Annotated in this window: 18 protein-coding genes and 1 riboswitch; of the genes, 17 read left to right on the top strand and 1 reads right to left on the bottom strand. The window is 43.8% G+C overall.

Annotated features, from left to right (window positions below; translation table 11 throughout):
- Window positions 1-94: 94 nt before the first annotated feature.
- The 12 genes from WA325_RS03485 to lysA all read left to right on the top strand — a co-directional run bounded on the left by WA325_RS03485 (window position 95) and on the right by lysA (window position 9419).
- Entirely contained in the window at window positions 95-1264 is a 1170-nt protein-coding gene (locus WA325_RS03485) for a D-alanyl-D-alanine carboxypeptidase family protein (RefSeq protein WP_105954910.1), read from the top strand.
- A 95-nt stretch (window positions 1265-1359) separates the two neighbouring features.
- Entirely contained in the window at window positions 1360-1713 is a 354-nt protein-coding gene (gene spoIIAA / locus WA325_RS03480; protein ID WP_010334804.1) for an anti-sigma F factor antagonist, read from the top strand.
- Entirely contained in the window at window positions 1710-2150 is a 441-nt protein-coding gene (gene spoIIAB, locus WA325_RS03475; RefSeq protein ID WP_010334803.1) for an anti-sigma F factor, read from the top strand. The genes spoIIAA and spoIIAB overlap by 4 nt, the downstream gene beginning before the upstream one ends.
- Before the next feature lie 11 nt (window positions 2151-2161).
- Window positions 2162-2929: an RNA polymerase sporulation sigma factor SigF gene (gene sigF / locus WA325_RS03470; RefSeq protein ID WP_024121925.1), complete on the top strand. Its 768-nt coding sequence runs from the start codon at window positions 2162-2164 to the stop codon at window positions 2927-2929.
- A 127-nt stretch (window positions 2930-3056) separates the two neighbouring features.
- On the top strand, window positions 3057-3677 hold the full coding sequence (gene spoVAA, locus WA325_RS03465) for a stage V sporulation protein SpoVAA (RefSeq protein ID WP_044154790.1): 621 nt from the start codon (window positions 3057-3059) through the stop codon (window positions 3675-3677).
- Window positions 3667-4092: a stage V sporulation protein SpoVAB gene (spoVAB, locus tag WA325_RS03460; RefSeq protein WP_024121923.1), complete on the top strand. Its 426-nt coding sequence runs from the start codon at window positions 3667-3669 to the stop codon at window positions 4090-4092. The genes spoVAA and spoVAB overlap by 11 nt, the downstream gene beginning before the upstream one ends.
- A 12-nt stretch (window positions 4093-4104) precedes the next feature.
- Window positions 4105-4557 carry a stage V sporulation protein AC gene (gene spoVAC / locus WA325_RS03455; protein ID WP_024121922.1) on the top strand — a complete coding sequence of 151 codons (453 nt, stop codon included), beginning with the start codon at window positions 4105-4107 and terminating at the stop codon, window positions 4555-4557.
- A gap of 12 nt (window positions 4558-4569) precedes the next feature.
- Entirely contained in the window at window positions 4570-5586 is a 1017-nt protein-coding gene (gene spoVAD / locus WA325_RS03450) for a stage V sporulation protein AD (protein ID WP_024121921.1), read from the top strand.
- Complete coding sequence (gene spoVAE / locus WA325_RS03445) at window positions 5587-5937, top strand: stage V sporulation protein AE (protein ID WP_003230467.1); 351 nt, start codon at window positions 5587-5589, stop codon at window positions 5935-5937.
- Window positions 5938-5943: 6 nt separating this feature from the next.
- Window positions 5944-6561, top strand: a complete 618-nt coding sequence (locus WA325_RS03440) for a stage V sporulation protein AE (RefSeq protein WP_336183199.1) — start codon at window positions 5944-5946, stop codon at window positions 6559-6561.
- Complete coding sequence (spoVAF, locus tag WA325_RS03435) at window positions 6506-7993, top strand: spore germination protein SpoVAF (protein WP_059293666.1); 1488 nt, start codon at window positions 6506-6508, stop codon at window positions 7991-7993. The genes WA325_RS03440 and spoVAF overlap by 56 nt, the downstream gene beginning before the upstream one ends.
- Before the next feature lie 106 nt (window positions 7994-8099).
- Window positions 8100-9419, top strand: coding sequence for a diaminopimelate decarboxylase (gene lysA, locus WA325_RS03430; RefSeq protein WP_105991771.1), 1320 nt, complete (start codon window positions 8100-8102; stop codon window positions 9417-9419).
- Window positions 9420-9447: 28 nt separating this feature from the next.
- Here lysA and WA325_RS03425 read toward each other — a convergent pair whose 3' ends face one another.
- The gene (locus WA325_RS03425; protein ID WP_059336647.1) at window positions 9448-10320 is read right to left on the bottom strand and encodes a DUF1002 domain-containing protein; all 873 of its coding nucleotides are present in this window, start codon (window positions 10318-10320) and stop codon (window positions 9448-9450) included.
- Window positions 10321-10576: 256 nt separating this feature from the next.
- On the opposite strand from WA325_RS03425, the gene WA325_RS03420 reads away from it, so the two are divergent.
- The 5 genes from WA325_RS03420 (at window position 10577) to ribD (ending at window position 14520) form a co-directional block, all read left to right on the top strand.
- Window positions 10577-11008, top strand: a complete 432-nt coding sequence (locus WA325_RS03420) for a peptidylprolyl isomerase (RefSeq protein WP_003223931.1) — start codon at window positions 10577-10579, stop codon at window positions 11006-11008.
- A 529-nt stretch (window positions 11009-11537) separates the two neighbouring features.
- Window positions 11538-11744 (top strand): zinc ribbon domain-containing protein, encoded by a 207-nt coding sequence (locus WA325_RS03415; RefSeq protein ID WP_322008645.1) that lies wholly within the window; start codon window positions 11538-11540, stop codon window positions 11742-11744.
- 155 nt (window positions 11745-11899) lie between these two features.
- Window positions 11900-12454 (top strand): signal peptidase I sipS, encoded by a 555-nt coding sequence (sipS, locus tag WA325_RS03410; RefSeq protein ID WP_103671741.1) that lies wholly within the window; start codon window positions 11900-11902, stop codon window positions 12452-12454.
- A gap of 236 nt (window positions 12455-12690) precedes the next feature.
- Complete coding sequence (locus WA325_RS03405; protein WP_024121915.1) at window positions 12691-13035, top strand: hypothetical protein; 345 nt, start codon at window positions 12691-12693, stop codon at window positions 13033-13035.
- 120 nt (window positions 13036-13155) lie between these two features.
- Window positions 13156-13303: riboswitch (FMN riboswitch) on the top strand.
- Between the two features lie 131 nt (window positions 13304-13434).
- Window positions 13435-14520 carry a bifunctional diaminohydroxyphosphoribosylaminopyrimidine deaminase/5-amino-6-(5-phosphoribosylamino)uracil reductase RibD gene (gene ribD / locus WA325_RS03400; RefSeq protein ID WP_105954915.1) on the top strand — a complete coding sequence of 362 codons (1086 nt, stop codon included), beginning with the start codon at window positions 13435-13437 and terminating at the stop codon, window positions 14518-14520.
- Window positions 14521-14526: the final 6 nt, after the last annotated feature.

The raw sequence follows: 14526 nt of genomic DNA, 5'->3' as shown, positions 1-14526 counted from the left end.
GTCGAAAAAGTCCCGAAACATTTTCCAACAGTGGTGTATAAAACCATTCAGCTTGGAAAAAATAAAAAGGATTATGAAATGGAGGGCTTTTGAGATGAAACGTCTTTTATCCACTTTGTTGATTGGTATGATGATGCTTACATTTGCACCGTCCGCATTTGCAAAACAAGACGGAAAACATACATCGGAGCTTGCTCATGAAGCCAAGTCTGCGGTGCTGATTGAACGTGATACAGGAAAAGTGCTTTACAACAAGAACAGCCGTGAGAGACTGGCGCCTGCAAGCATGACAAAAATCATGACGATGCTTTTAATCATGGAAGCCTTAGACGAAGGAAAAATCAAGATGAGTGATAAGGTCCGTACGAGCGAACATGCTGCTTCAATGGGCGGATCACAGATTTTTCTTGAGCCCGGGGAGGAAATGACAGTTACAGAAATGCTGAAGGGCATTGCGATTGCATCAGGAAATGACGCGTCCGTAGCGATGGCTGAATTTATTTCAGGCTCCGAGGATGAATTTGTGAAAAAAATGAACAAAAAAGCGAAAGAGCTGGGATTAAAAGATACATCCTTTAAAAACCCGACCGGCTTGACCGAGGAAGGGCATTACAGCTCGGCTTATGACATGGCAATTATGGCTAAGGAATTATTGAAATATGAATCAATCACCAAGTTTACAGGTACGTATGAGGATTATTTACGTGAAAACACAGATAAAAAGTTTTGGTTAGTGAATACAAATAGGCTTATCAAATTTTATCCCGGTGTAGACGGCGTCAAAACAGGCTATACAGGAGAAGCGAAATACTGCCTGACCGCTTCGGCTAAAAAAGGGAACATGCGGGCGATTGCCGTTGTGTTTGGGGCAAGCACACCTAAGGATAGAAATGCGCAAGTCACAAAGATGCTTGATTATGCTTTCAGCCAATATGAGACACATCCTTTATACAAACGAAATGAAACGGTAGCAAAAGCAAAGGTCAAAAAAGGCAAACATAAAGTGATAGAACTCACCACTTCTGAGCCGATTTCTGTATTGACGAAAAAAGGCGAGGATATGAAACATGTGAAAAAAGAAATTAAAATGAACAACAATGTGAGCGCTCCGGTTCAAAAGGGCCAAGAGCTTGGCACGCTGGTGTTGAAAAAGGACGGAAAAGTGCTTGCTGAAAGTCCTGTCGTCGCCAAAGATGATATGGAAAAAGCTGGATATTTAACATTTTTAAAGAGGGCAATGGGAGATTGGACAAAATTTAAGTAATTATGCCGAATGATCACTAGTTTTGTCACGGTGAAGGAATTCATTCCTGCGAAATCGAAACACTCATTATCCGATCATATCAAGGAGGAATGAGCATGAGCCTTGGAATTGACATGCATGTCAAAGAATCAGTGCTTTGTATTCGATTAACAGGCGAACTCGATCACCATACGGCTGAAACGCTGAAACAAAAAGTAACGGAATCATTGGAAAAGGATGATATTCGTCATATCGTGCTGAATCTGGAGGACCTTTCCTTTATGGACAGCTCGGGGCTTGGCGTTATTTTAGGCAGATACAAACAAATTAAGCAAATTGGCGGGGAAATGGTCGTTTGCGCCATCTCTCCGGCAGTGAAACGGCTGTTTGATATGTCTGGCCTGTTTAAAATTATTCGCTTTGAACAATCTGAGCAGCAGGCACTGCTCACACTGGGGGTGGCATCATGAAAAATGAAATGCACCTTGAATTTTCCGCCCTCAGCCAAAATGAATCGTTTGCGCGTGTGACAGTTGCTTCATTTATTGCACAGCTTGACCCGACCATGGATGAACTCACCGAGATCAAAACCGTGGTATCAGAAGCGGTGACGAATGCCATCATCCATGGGTACGAAGAAAATGGCGACGGAAAAGTATATATTTCGGTGACGCTGGAAGATCATGTCGTATATATGACCATCCGTGATGAAGGGCTCGGCATTACAGATCTGGAAGAAGCCCGGCAGCCTTTATTCACAACAAAGCCTGAGCTGGAGCGTTCTGGAATGGGCTTTACCATTATGGAAAATTTCATGGATGATGTCAGTATCGATTCATCACCCGAAATGGGGACGACGATTCGCTTAACAAAGCACTTATCAAAAAGCAAAGCGCTTTGTAATTAAGGAGATTTGTTATGGATGTGGAGGTTAAGAAAAACGGTAAGAACGCTCAGCTGAAGGACCATGAAGTAAAAGAATTAATCAAACAGAGCCAAGATGGCGACCAGCAGGCAAGAGACCTCCTCATAGAAAAAAACATGCGTCTTGTTTGGTCTGTCGTACAGCGGTTTTTAAACAGAGGATATGAGCCTGATGACCTCTTTCAGATTGGCTGCATCGGGCTGTTAAAATCTGTTGATAAATTTGATTTAACCTATGATGTGCGCTTCTCGACATATGCAGTGCCGATGATTATCGGCGAAATCCAGCGTTTTATCCGTGATGACGGAACTGTCAAGGTGTCAAGATCATTAAAAGAGCTTGGCAACAAAATTCGCCGAGCGAAAGATGAACTTTCAAAAACACTGGGCAGGGTGCCGACCGTACAGGAAATCGCCGAACATTTGGAGATTGAAGCTGAAGATGTCGTACTAGCCCAAGAGGCAGTAAGAGCTCCGTCTTCGATTCATGAGACAGTTTATGAAAATGACGGAGATCCGATTACCCTGCTTGACCAAATCGCCGATAACTCAGAAGAGAAATGGTTTGATAAAATTGCGCTGAAAGAAGCCATAAGCGATTTAGAAGAAAGGGAAAAATTAATCGTCTATCTTCGGTATTATAAAGATCAGACGCAGTCAGAAGTTGCTGAGCGGCTGGGGATATCTCAGGTGCAGGTATCCAGGCTTGAAAAGAAAATATTAAAGCAGATCAAGGTTCAAATGGATCATACGGAAAGCTAGTCTGTCACTGCAGGCTGGCTTTTTGTTTTGCAAAAGTGTGGTAATTTATGGTCTTTTCAAGCGGATGAATGAGAACAAAATCGAACCACATACTACATATATAACCACCGAAAGATGGTGATCAATGATGGAACGACGACTATTTATCAGGCTTCGCCACCGCGTTTTGGCACATCCGGGGGATATCATAACGGTCGGGGATGCCGCGCAAATAGAAGGGCAGCATCAGCTGAAAAAGAAACTGTCGGCTATGCCGCTGTATCAGGTGAGCGAAAAAGATAAAAATATCGTAATTCTGGATATCATAAAAGTGCTCAAAGCCATTTATCAGCAGGATCCCACACTTGATGTTCAAACTGTGGGCGGAGCTGAAACCATTGTTGAAATTCAGTATCAGAAACGGCACATATCAACCGTTCTTTTTATTGGTGTCTGGCTGCTGCTGTTTATCGGATCGTGCCTCGCCATCATGAACTTCCATGAGGATGTCAGCATGGGAGATGTTCATATTGCGCTATATGAAATCATAACCGGAGAGCGGAATGACTATCCATATTTACTTCAAATCCCTTACAGCATCGGTTTGGGACTGGGGATGATTGTGTTTTTTAACCACATTTTTAAAAAGCGCCTTAATGAAGAGCCCAGCCCGCTGGAGGTTGAAATGTTTAACTATCAGCTTGATCTCGATCAATATGTGGCCATGCATGAAAATGAAGAAACAATAAAGGACCTGCATGATCGTTAGTGTATTGTTCATCATTTTTGTCGGGCTCGGCGGAGGCATCACAGTCGGGGCAGGTTTCGTGGCTTTTTTAACCGTGATGGGAATCATTCCGCGTCTGATGCAGCTCACCAAAACGATGAGATTTGTTCAAGCTTATGAAGCGGCTGTTATTCTCGGTGCGGTTTGCGGGGGCTGGGAAACACTGCATATGCACCATCTCTTTTTATCAAAGTGGATTGCCGTGCCGGTCGGGCTGTTGGCCGGAGTATTTGTCGGGATGCTTGCAGCCGCGCTGACAGAAGTGTTAAATGTCTTGCCGATCTTGGCTAAACGAATCGGCCTCAGAAGTAAAATCATTATTCTATTAATGGCCATTGTCATTGGAAAAATCGCGGGATCTTTATTTCATTGGCTGTATTTTATTCATCATTCATAAGGAGGTTTCAATATGACAAATATAAAAGAAAACTACAAATCAAAAGTAAAAACATATCAGCCAAAGCCGCCTTACGTATGGAACTGTGTAAAAGCCTTTCTTGTAGGCGGTTTGATCTGCATGATCGGGCAAGGTCTGCAGAATTTTTATATCCATTTTTTTGATTTTAACGAAAAAACAGCAGGAAACCCTACGGCGGCAACGCTGATCCTATTGTCAGCGTTGCTCACCGGATTCGGCATTTATGACAGAATCGGTCAGTTTGCAGGCGCAGGATCAGCTGTACCTGTCACCGGCTTTGCCAACAGTATGGCAAGCGCGGCTCTTGAGTATAAAAGCGAAGGTTTAGTATTGGGAGTAGCGACAAACATGTTTAAACTGGCGGGAAACGTCATCGTATTCGGTGTTGTGGCTGCTTACATCGTCGGAATGATTCGGTTTGCTTTTGAGAAACTGATGTCATAGGAGGAGAAAGAAATGAAATTAACAGGAAAGCAAACCTGGGTGTTTGAGCATCCCTTATTTGTCAATGCAGCGGGAACAGCAGTAGGGCCTAAGGAAAAAGACGGTCCGCTCGGGTCTTTATATGATAAAACCTATGACGACATGCACTGTAATCAAAAAAGCTGGGAAATGGCTGAAAGGCAGCTAATGGAGGACGCCATCAATACCGTGCTGCAAAAAAACAATTTGAAAAAAGATGATATTGATCTTTTGCTTGCAGGCGATCTGTTGAATCAAAATGTCACAGCCAACTATGTGGCAAGGCATCTGAAAATCCCGTTTCTTTGCATGTTTGGCGCATGCTCAACATCAATGGAAACAGTTGCTGTTGCATCTGCCTTAGTCGACGGCGGATTTGCAAATCGGGCGATTGCTGCTACAAGCAGTCACAATGCCACAGCCGAAAGACAGTTCCGCTATCCGACGGAATACGGCGGGCAAAAACCGGATACTGCGACATCTACTGTAACTGGGAGCGGTGCGGTTGTCATCAGTCAGACACCGAGTGATATTCAAATTACAAGTGCAACTATAGGGAAGGTGGCTGACTTAGGAATTACAGACCCGTTTGATATGGGATCAGCCATGGCTCCTGCTGCTGCTGATACTATTAAACAGCACTTTCAAGACATGAACCGCACAGCAGACGACTACGATCTGATCCTGACGGGAGACCTTTCCGGCGTCGGATCTCCTATTGTCAAAGATATCTTGAAAGAAGAGGGATATCCGGTCGGCACAAAACATGATGATTGCGGGCTTCTGATTTATACACCAGATCAGCAGGTGTTTGCCGGAGGAAGCGGCTGCGCTTGTTCCGCGGTTGTAACCTACTCACATATTTTCAAGCAGCTGAAAGAAGGAAAATTAAACCGTGTGTTTGTAGTAGCAACCGGGGCGCTGTTAAGCCCGACTATGATCCAGCAAAAACAAACCATTCCGACCATCGCACACGGGGTTGTATTTGAACGTGCAGGAGGTGCATCTTAAGTGGACTATCTTTTGGCTTTTGTTTGCGGAGGCGCCATTTGTATTGTCGGGCAGCTGCTGCTGGACATATTTAAATTGACGCCTGCCCACGTCATGACATCCTTTGTCGTCATCGGGGCGATTTTAGATGGTTTTGGCATTTACGATAAATTTATTGAGTTTGCTGGAGGAGGCGCCACGGTTCCGATTGTCAGCTTTGGCCACAGCCTTCTGCACGGTGCCATGCATCAGGCGCATATACACGGATTTATCGGAATCGGTATGGGGATATTCGAGCTGACATCTGCCGGTATCTCAGCCGCCATTCTATTCGCCTTTATCGTCGCTGTTATTTTTAAACCGAAAGGATAATCCGAGATGACGACAAAACGCAAGGTCATACTGGTAACAGACGGAGATGTGTATGCTGCTAAAACAATTGAATACGCCGCAAGAAGAGTTGGAGGGAGATGTATTTCTCAATCAAAAGGCAATCCCTCCACCCGCAGCGGCGCCGAGCTTGTCAGGCTGATTACATCAGCACCGTATGACCCTGTATTTGTCATGTTTGACGACTCCGGCCTTCAAGGAGAGGGAACGGGAGAAACCGCTCTGACCTATGTGGCCACTCATCCGGCAATTGAAGTGCTCGGTGTGATTGCGGTAGCGTCGAAAACCCATCAGGCTGAATGGACCAGGGTTGACGTAAGCATTGACCGCAATGGAGAGATAACAGAATACGGCGTGGATAAAATCGGAGAGAGGGAATTCGATGAACACAGAATGAACGGGGATACGGTCTATTGCCTTGATAAACTTGATCTGCCGCTTATCGTTGGTATCGGGGATATCGGCAAAATGGGCAGGAAAGACGATATATCGAAAGGGTCGCCAATCACCATGAAAGCGGTCGAGTTTATTTTAGAAAGGAGCGGGTATCATGCCGGACAAACAGGAAGAGAAAATCCGGGTTTATCGGAATCCAGACAAAAATGAAGCTTATTTTAAAAATCGCGTCGGAATGGGAATCAGCTATGATGTAGGTGTTCGCAAGCTTACCATTTTAGACAGAGAAGTTCAGCTGTACTATTTGAATGGATTATGTGACACTGCCTTTATCATTCACTTAATGAGAGAGCTTGTTGCCATAAACAACCGGACAGGAAAAGAGGACCCTGAAGAGCTGGTCGATATCGTTGAAAACAGGCTGCTCAACGCCCAGGTCGAAAAAGTAAAAACGCTGGATGAAACCACCGACCAGGTGCTGTCCGGGTTAGTCGCAGTTATTGTCGAAGGTGCAGGATTTGCTTTTATCATTGATGTCAGAAGCTATCCGGGAAGAAATCCGGAAGAACCGGATACGGAAAAGGTGGTCAGAGGCGCCAGAGACGGATTTGTTGAAAATATCGTAGTCAATACCGCACTTCTCAGAAGACGGATCCGGGACGAACGCCTTCGCGTCAAGATGACAAAGGTCGGCGAGCGTTCAAAAACGGATCTGAGCATTTGTTATATCGAAGACATTGCAGATCCGGATCTGGTTGACATCGTGGAAAAAGAAATTGCTGCCATAGATGTCGACGGATTAACAATGGCAGACAAAACAGTCGAAGAGTTTATTATCAAACAAAGCTACAACCCGTTTCCGCTCGTCCGTTATACAGAAAGGCCCGATGTGGCGGCCAATCACGTACTTGAAGGACATGTCGTGATTATGGTTGATACATCGCCGAGTGTGATCATCACGCCGACAACCTTATTCCATCATGTTCAGCATGCTGAAGAATACAGACAGGCTCCTTCTGTGGGAACCTTTTTAAGATGGGTACGATTTTTCGGCATTCTTGCTTCTACTTTATTTCTCCCCATCTGGTTTCTCTTTGTTCTTCAACCCGAACTGCTGCCAGAGAATCTAAAATTTATCGGGTTGAATAAAGATATGCACATCCCGATCATTCTGCAGATTTTCTTAGCTGATTTAGGAATTGAGTTTCTCAGAATGGCGGCTATTCACACACCGACCGCTTTATCTACCGCAATGGGATTAATTGCCGCGGTTCTAATCGGGCAAATTGCCATTGATGTGGGGCTGTTCTCTCCTGAGGTCATACTGTATGTCTCGCTTGCCGCTATTGGAACCTTTACGACGCCAAGCTATGAATTAAGCCTGGCAAATAAAATGGCCCGTCTTACACTTATGATATTAGTAGCGCTCTTTCATGTAAAAGGGCTCGTTATAGGATTTACTGTTCTTATTATTGCCATGGCCAGCATAAAATCCCTTCAAACCCCATACTTATGGCCGCTCATTCCGTTTAACGGAAAGGCGCTGTGGCAGGTGCTGATTCGCACGGCGAAACCTGGTGCGAAAGTAAGACCAAGCATTGTTCACCCAAGAAATCGCTTAAGACAGCCTACCAATTCATAATCGCATTGAAACTGACTGAAGAGTATGATAATGTATGTCTTAATTATGAAAGGACAGTCCATAAAACTGTCCTTTTCACCCATAAGCGGAGAAAGAGGGAATGACATTGTTCTTACACGGCACTAGCAGACAAAATCAACATGGGCATTTGGAAATCGGAGGTGTGGACGCTCTCTATTTAGCTGAAACATACGGCACGCCTCTTTACGTATATGATGTGGCTTTAATACGTGAGCGTGCTAAAAGCTTTAAGCAGGCATTTATAACTGCAGGGCTGACAGCGCAGGTCGCGTATGCGAGCAAGGCATTCTCTTCTGTTGCGATGATTCAGCTTGCCGAGGAAGAAGGGCTTTCCTTAGATGTCGTGTCTGGAGGAGAACTTTACACAGCTGTTGCAGCAGGATTTCCGGCGGAGCGCATTCACTTTCACGGAAATAACAAAAGCAGGGATGAGCTGCGGATGGCGCTTGAACACCGTATCGGCTGCATTGTGGTTGATAATTTCTATGAAATCTCGATTCTTGAAGACCTGTGCAAAGAAACTGGGCACTCAATTGATGTTCTCCTGCGGATTACCCCCGGAGTAGAGGCGCATACACATGACTACATTACAACGGGACAGGAAGATTCAAAGTTTGGTTTTGACCTTCATAACGGACAAACTGAACAGGCGATTGAACAGGTTTTACAATCAGAACACATTCAGCTGCTGGGTGTTCATTGCCATATCGGTTCGCAAATTTTTGATACAGCCGGTTTCGTGCTAGCGGCAGAAAAAATCTTCAAAAAACTTGACGAATGGAGAGAAGCTTACTCATTTGTTTCAAAGGTGCTGAACCTTGGAGGCGGTTTTGGCATTCGTTATACGGAAGAAGATGAACCGCTTCATGCCACTGAATATGTAGAAAAAATTATCGAAGCTGTAAAAACAAATGCAGCCCGCTATGGATTTGACATACCGGAAATTTGGATCGAACCGGGCCGCTCGCTTGTAGGAGACGCAGGCACAACACTTTATACAGTCGGCTCCCAAAAAGAAGTGCCGGGTGTCCGGCAGTATGTAGCTGTTGACGGAGGAATGAACGACAATATCCGTCCGGCTCTCTATCAGGCAAAATATGAAGCTGTTACAGCTAACCGTATCGGAGAAGCGCACGATAAAACGGTATCGATTGCCGGCAAGTGCTGTGAAAGCGGAGATATGCTCATTTGGGATATTGACCTGCCGGAAGTAAAAGAAGGAGATCTGCTTGCTGTTTTTTGTACAGGCGCTTATGGCTACAGCATGGCCAATAATTATAATAGAATTCCAAGACCTGCTGTTGTATTTGTAGAAAACGGAGAGGCTCATTTAGTCGTAAAAAGAGAAACGTACGAGGATATTGTAAAACTGGATCTGCCATTTAAAACGAGTGTGAAGCAATGAAAAAAGCGCCGGGAATTCGGCGCTTTTTTTATTTGAATATAGAAACAATCGCGTTCCAGATGGAAACGAAGAAATCAATGACTTTCTGGATAAAGTTCTTGCCTTCATCTGAGTCTAAAAATTTACTAATCTTATCTTTCGCTTTATCAAGCTGGTCACCGACCTGTCCCCAGTCGATATCAACATTTTTCATCTTATTGAACAAGGATACAAGCTGATCCTTTTGGCTGTCTGTCAGTGTGACGTTTAAATCGGAAGCCGCATCATCCACTTTTTTCTCAATATCGGCTTTATTGTCAGGCACACCGTTTTTAGCAAACTCTTCTTTTATTTTTGCAATCAGCGCAGCCGCATTTTCGTCACCGATTTTGTCACCAAGCTCTGAGGTCGTCACAAGCTCTTGGTTGGCGACTTGCTTAACGTCTTCAGAAATCGCTTCGTCAGAAGAAACTTCATATGCTTTAATCAAGCCTGTCAAAGCCGCAGTACCGGACACTTCAAACGGAGCGGTAACATAAACCTTCGCGTCCTTAACGCCGGCTGTCATCAAGGCATTGAGGTACATTTCATCCGTAATGCCGCTGATATTATGTGTCTCAACATTTAATCCGGAGCCTTTTTTGGCAATGGTAATAGACGATGATGAAATCGCTCTTGAGCCAATTTGCGCGCTTGGTATATATTTTCCTAAATATTCGTGTTCTTCCTTATTGGTAACGGTCACGGTTGTGGCATTATCAGGGACATTCATTTCATCAAGCACTTTTTGCTTATCTGATTCTGACAAATTTGCACCAAGTGTCACGATGACATCCCCGACTGCGGCATCCGCGAGACTGACTTTCGGAATCGTCAGCAGCAAAACGGCCGCTGCCAGCATTCCAATCCATATTTTTTTCAAAGCAGTTGACCTCCTTCATTTCACAAGCAGCAGTTAAAGCTGCTTTGCGAGGACCTGAATCATGATGAAAATACAGTTCCGATAGGTTAGACGGAGATAGAGAGGTTCAGGTTTCATTTTTATTTTGGAGAAAAGCCGGGAGAGTCGTTTTCCCCAAAAAGGTGTGGTATAATAGCCGCGACAAGGAGAGACAAGCCATAATAATGATACATAAATTTCTCCTTTGAAAATTAAAATAAAGAAAGTGGGCATACAATTGAAAACAGGTTACTTTTTATTAGAAGACGGCAACAAAATTGAATTTGAACTTTATCCGGAAGCAGCACCGGGTACAGTTGCAAACTTTGAAAAACTTGCAAACGAAGGATTTTACGACGGCCTTACATTCCACCGAGTAATTCCAGGCTTCGTCAGCCAAGGCGGATGCCCGCACGGTACTGGCACAGGCGGTCCCGGATACACAATCAAATGTGAAACAGAAGGAAACCCGCACACACATGAAGCAGGCGCACTCTCTATGGCACACGCAGGAAAAGATACTGGCGGCAGCCAATTTTTCATCGTCCATGAGCCGCAGCCTCATTTAAACGGTGTTCACACTGTATTTGGCAAAGTAACAAGCGGTCTAGAATTCGCGAAAAACATGTCTAACGGTGACGTGATGAAAGAAGTTCGCGTAGAAGGCTAATAGGCAGGCAGAAAGCTCCCCGATATGAGGGAGCTTTTTCTTTTCGCTCACAGCCTGATCTGGCTGCGGCAGTTAACAAACAGACGTTTTTAAGGTAGAACGAGGAGGCATAGAAAGATTTGAGTTAAATCCTATAGCTATGTTTCAAATCATAAGTGTTCAATCACAATTGTATTCAATCCGACGGTAACAAAACACTGATTTTGATACGTTCAGCGGGCTTATAGAAAATGCACTGCCTACACTGTTCCCTTCAATATGATTCATCGTAATGGGAAAATCATCCCTATCTCCTCTTCTCTTTATTCATATTAGAGACCGTATGAAATAGCTTAAACGAACCAGTAAAAAACAAAATGAGGTTGTAAAGCTAGTCCGCGTTTGTATGGGTGGAGCATTCCTTACAGTCATATACACCCATCAGGGAAAAATTAAACAAATTTTAAAGTTGACATGCTTCATCCCAAACGGCATTTGTAGTAAAATGAAATCATATCAATGTCATTTTTTTGAAAAGGGGCTGCGTTTGATGAACAACAAGGGCTGTATAAAATGCGGAAGCACTGAAGCTGGCCAAAAAGAAATTGCCACAACTGGAACCGGATTGTCAAAGTTGTTTGATGTGCAGCATAACCGTTTTCTCGTCGTCTACTGTAAGAAATGCGGATATTCGGAGTTTTATAATAAAGAAACTTCAGCTGCCGGCAATATATTGGATTTGTTCTTTGGAGGCTGATTGATTCTTCTCCCGATTTCATTAGGAAATGGGAACAAATTGATTCTGGCAGAAGAATAAATAGATGTGAAAATTTTCTTCAATGGTCCTAATGGGATTTCTTATCGATTCGTGATAACATAAATTGAAGACCGTTGTTTATTGGAGGAACTCAGTTGAAAGCGGAAACCGTTTCTAAGAAAAAATCAATATTTGAATGGGCCAAAGCGATTATTATCGCAGTTGTTCTGGCATTACTCATCCGCAATTTTATTTTTGCGCCGTATGTCGTTGACGGTGAGTCCATGGAGCCTACCCTTCATGACCATGAAAGGGTATTTGTCAATATGACAGTTAAGTACATAGGCGAGTTTAAGAGAGGGGATATCATCGTGCTAAATGGGGATGATGTCCACTATGTCAAGCGGCTGATCGGCTTGCCGGGAGACACAGTCGAAATGAAAAACGACCAGCTTTATATCAATGGAAAAAAAGTGGCTGAGCCTTATTTGAAGGCAAATAAAAAGCAAGCAAAAGAAGATGGATATGACCATCTAACTGATGATTTCGGCCCGATCAAAGTGCCTGATAACAAATATTTTGTGATGGGTGATAACCGCCGATACTCAATGGACAGCCGAAACGGGCTTGGACTCTTTACGAAAAAACAAATTGCGGGTACGTCAAAGTTTGTTTTCTTCCCATTTAACGACATTCGTAAAACCAACTAGGTATAAGCAGTTTCCTGAAAAGGAGCTGCTTTTTTATTCTTTTTCTCATGCATCCCCTAAAACCAGAACATAAATTCGTATATATATAGAAAAGAAATTTTTGCAGAAATGCGAAACATATTCCCGTTATGCATCGTTATATTAATAATTTACGAGAATTTGCGGTTTTTTATTCATGAAAAAAAGGAATAACTCATATGAATGAATAGATTCATATTGGCTGGAGGTTTTTTAAAATGGGAAGAATAAAAACCAAGATTACCATTCTGTTAGTGCTATTGGTTTTACTTGCAGGGGGGTATATGTACATAAATGATGTTGAACTGAAAGACGTTCCGACAGCGATTGGACAAACCTTGTCCTCCGAAGAAGAAGAGTATACAATCGAGGAATATCAAGTGACAAAAATTGACGGCACAGAATATCATGGAGAAGCAGAAAACGGCACGAAGATCATCTTCAACGGAAAAAAGTTAAATCAAGATTTGTCTGATATAAAAGAAGGCGATAAGATTAAGGCGTACTTCAGCAAATCAAAGCGGATCGACGGTTTAATCAAGGTCGCAAAAGTAAATGATTAAGTGAAAAAACACCTTTCGGAACGATGGGTGTTTTTTTGATTTCTCAAATTGTAAGTTTATTTCATTGCGTACTTAAGAAAGGATCGCTATAATAGCCATTAAGGACAAATGAATAAAGATTGTATCCTTCGGGGCAGGGTGGAAATCCCGACCGGCGGTAGTAAAGCGACATGCGCTTTAGAGCCCGTGACCCGTGTGCACATATGTACGCGGTGGATTCAGTTTAAGCTGAAGCCGACAGTGAAAGTCTGGATGGGAGAAGGATGAAGAACCGCTATGCAAAATGTATCAACATGCATAGTGTTATTTCCTATTGCGTAAAATACCTAAAGCCCCGAATTTTTCTTAAATTCGGGGCTTTTTTGACGGTAAATGAATAAAGAAGGGAGGGGAAAACAGATGGAAGAGTATTATATGAAACTGGCGTTGGATCTTGCGAAGCAGGGTGAAGGACAGACCGAATCGAATCCGCTCGTAGGCGCTGTTGTGGTGAAGGACGGACAGATTGTCGGGATGGGCGCCCATTTAAAATACGGTGAAGCTCACGCGGAAGTCCATGCTATTCATATGGCAGGCGCACATGCGAAAGGCGCTGATATTTATGTCACCCTTGAACCATGCAGCCATTACGGAAAAACACCGCCTTGTGCCGAACTGATTATCAAGTCCGGGATAAAGAGAGTATTTGTCGCAATGAGAGATCCTAACCCGCTTGTGGCCGGACGGGGAATCAGCATGATAGAAGAAGCCGGCATCGAAGTAAAGGAAGGCATTCTGGCAGATCAGGCGGAACAGCTGAATGAAAAATTTCTGCATTTCATGAGGACAGGCCTCCCTTACGTCACATTAAAAGCTGCCGCAAGCCTAGACGGAAAAACAGCGACCAGTACAGGTGACAGCAAATGGATCACATCAGAAGCTGCAAGACAGGATGCTCAGCAATACAGGAAATCACATCAAAGCATTTTGGTCGGAGCAGGCACTGTGAAAGCTGACAATCCAAGCTTAACCTGCAGGCTCCCGAATGTTTCAAAACAGCCGGTCAGGGTGATACTTGATACCGAACTTTCGATTCCCGATGACGCGAATGTGATTTGCGATCAGGCAGCGCCGACTTGGATTTTTACAACAACACGTGCTGATGAGGAGAAGAAAAAACGGTTTTCCGCTTTTGGCGTGAAAATATTTACTCTGGAAACAGATCGTATACCAATTTCCGATGTACTGAAAATCCTTGCGGAAGAAGGCATCATGTCGGTGTATGTGGAAGGCGGATCATCTGTTCACGGAAGCTTCGTCAAAGCAGGCTGTTTTCAAGAGATCATCTACTATTTTGCCCCTAAATTAATCGGAGGAACGCTTGCTCCCAGCTTAATCTCCGGTGAAGGTTTTCAATCAATGAAAGATGTCCCCTTATTACAATTCACAGATATAACCCAAATTGGCCGTGATATCAGACTGACGGCAAAACCGAAAAACGAGTAGGATGGT

The organism is Bacillus sp. 205(2023) (genome assembly GCF_037027485.1).
GTDB classification, from domain to species: domain Bacteria; phylum Bacillota; class Bacilli; order Bacillales; family Bacillaceae; genus Bacillus; species Bacillus halotolerans.
Note: the sequence above shows the minus strand (reverse complement) of the source record. Positions and strands in the feature narration are given on the sequence as shown.